3 protein-coding genes are annotated in these 2,249 nt (G+C 34.9%); 1 reads left to right on the top strand and 2 read right to left on the bottom strand.

Annotation, left to right across the window (positions count from 1 at the left end):
* On the bottom strand, nt 1–216 hold a 216-nt coding region (locus H3T96_RS14800; protein WP_232356474.1), incomplete at its 3' end, for a hypothetical protein.
* Nucleotides 217–412: 196 nt separating this feature from the next.
* Between H3T96_RS14800 and H3T96_RS14500 the strand changes: the two genes are divergently transcribed.
* Nucleotides 413–1,535 (top strand): IS3 family transposase gene (locus H3T96_RS14500; protein ID WP_198248684.1). Its coding sequence is split into 2 segments (ribosomal slippage): nt 413–711 and nt 710–1,535, totalling 1,125 coding nucleotides; the frame shifts between segments, so codons are not numbered across the junction.
* On the opposite strand, the gene H3T96_RS14495 is transcribed toward H3T96_RS14500, so the two are convergent.
* A partial coding sequence (locus H3T96_RS14495) for a hypothetical protein (RefSeq protein WP_198248683.1) occupies nt 1,506–2,249 on the bottom strand: 744 nt, incomplete at its 5' end. The genes H3T96_RS14500 and H3T96_RS14495 overlap by 30 nt on opposite strands.

Genomic DNA, 2,249 nt, shown 5'->3' with positions numbered 1-2,249 from the left:
GTTCGAGCAATTTGTATCACATTCTAACAACCAAAATTCACAATCATTAAACTTGGTGATCGCTGTTGGTGCATATTTCGAATAGTCTTTGAATCCAAATAACCAACTAAGGTAATAAAAATAATCTTGCGAATGTGTAGCTATTGTCTTAAGGAATTTATCATAATCGTTTTTTTCTTGATGTATAAAATCTAATTCTTCTTTTTGATTTAACAATTCATTATATTTCGCTAACTCCTTGGCAATATTGTTCTTAGCATTCTGCTCAGCAGTGTTGTTTTCTCTAAACTTTTTGACATCTATATAGTCACAGAACGGACGAAATTGATCATTCTGGATAGGCTACACTAATTAGTACCAATTTTATAAGGTCATTGTTATGATAAACCAACAATAAAAAAAGGTAACAATAATGACAATCAATTTAACCCGAAGAGAAAAACGCAGCTTTACTAACGAGTTCAAAAAACAGATGGTAATGCTGTATCAAAATGGTAAAAAACGTGCTGATATCGTCGCTCAGTATGACCTCACCAAATCAGCATTAGATAATTGGATAACTCAGTATCAAACCACGGGGTCATTTACCGCTAAAGATAATCGCAGTGCGGAGGAGAACGAGCTTATCGCACTACGCAAAGAGAACAAACGCTTGTTAATGGAGAACGATATCCTAAAGCAAGCTGCGTTGATAATGGGCGAAAATCGAGCTAATTTTACACAATAAGCACCGATACACTTTGCGAGGATTATGTCGTTGCTTAAAAGTAACAAGAAATCGTTTTTATTATCAACGGCAATTGCCCCAACAACCGCAGGATGTTGTGCTCAGTGAAAGAGTCGGTAGAGTCTTTAATGATAATTACCGCGCTTATGGTACAAGGCGCCTGCGGGCAGAACTGAGAAAGCAAGGCATGATTTTATCTCGACGACGAATTGGTCGAATTATGGCAAAAAATGGCTGGGTCTCAAAATACACTTGTAAAAAATATCGTATTCACGTTGGAAAAAGTAATGAATCGAGTGTGGGGAATGAACTTAATCGAGAGTTTGAGATAGGTCAACCACGAAAAATATTGGTGACTGATTTAACCTATGTGAGGGTTAAAGAGCGGTGGCACTACCTTTGTGTGATTGTTGATGTCAGTAATCGAGAGATAGTTGGACGAAGTGCTGGCAGGCATAAAACAGCAGGGTTAGTTATGCAAGCAATCAGTCAAATTCCAATGAATTTACAGTCTATTGAGTTTTTTCACTCAGATAGAGGAAAAGAGTTCGATAATCATCTGATTGATGAGTGTTTAACCGAGTTTAGCATTAAACGTTCATTAAGCCGTAAAGGCTGCCCGTATGATAATGCAGTTGCGGAAGCAACATTTAAAGCGGTGAAAACAGAGTTTGTATCGAATACTATTTTTGATTCACTGGAACAGCTTAGGTTGGAATTTAATCATTATGTCGATTGGTTTAACTGCAATCGACTTCATTCAACATTAAATTATCAGTCACCGATTGAATACAAAAGAAATCGATGACCTTATCTTTTTGGTACTAAAAAGTGTGGACATACCATTCATTTCTTTCAACTTCTTTTGTTTTTCTTCTGAAGTCATCTCGACTTCCTCATAACCTTTTTCTAGATATCTCTTCATTAAAGGAAAATCACTAATCTCGCCTGGGGATTCAGAAACGTTATTAATCAAAGCAAAATCATAATATATTTTATCTTCTGCTTTTGCTGTTTCAGATGATACGATTTGGTTGCGATATTCATTTATTAAAGATAATGTTTTACGTTTATGCAGTCTTTCTTCACTAAAATAATTATTTTTTTCCAAACCCAATCTATTGAAAATTTTCTGATACTGTTTTTTGTCAACTTGACTAGTAGACGAACTTTCTGGCTTTGGCTCTTGTTGATTTATATGTGCATTTATTTGTTTATCCAATCGCTTATTGGATTTAATTATTTGATTATAGTGTTCATTTATTTTTTTTGAATAAATCTCTTCCGATTTAATAATAATTTGTGTTATCGGTTCAATTTTTAACTGACGCTGTAGACTTAATTCTTCAGCAATACCAAATGGATCTTCAACAATAACGACCGGTACAACATATTTGCCTGATTGTTGGAATTTTTCAATCTGGTCTCTCAATTTAGTAGATTCAGCCTCATATTCATATTCTACGCCGTTTCCTTTTTCTGCGCCTTTTCCTTTACGGTCGCGTAGTGAATTGAATTTATG

Source organism: Gilliamella sp. W8136, assembly GCF_016101285.1.
GTDB classification, from domain to species: domain Bacteria; phylum Pseudomonadota; class Gammaproteobacteria; order Enterobacterales; family Orbaceae; genus Gilliamella; species Gilliamella apicola_N.
Note: the sequence above shows the minus strand (reverse complement) of the source record. Positions and strands in the feature narration are given on the sequence as shown.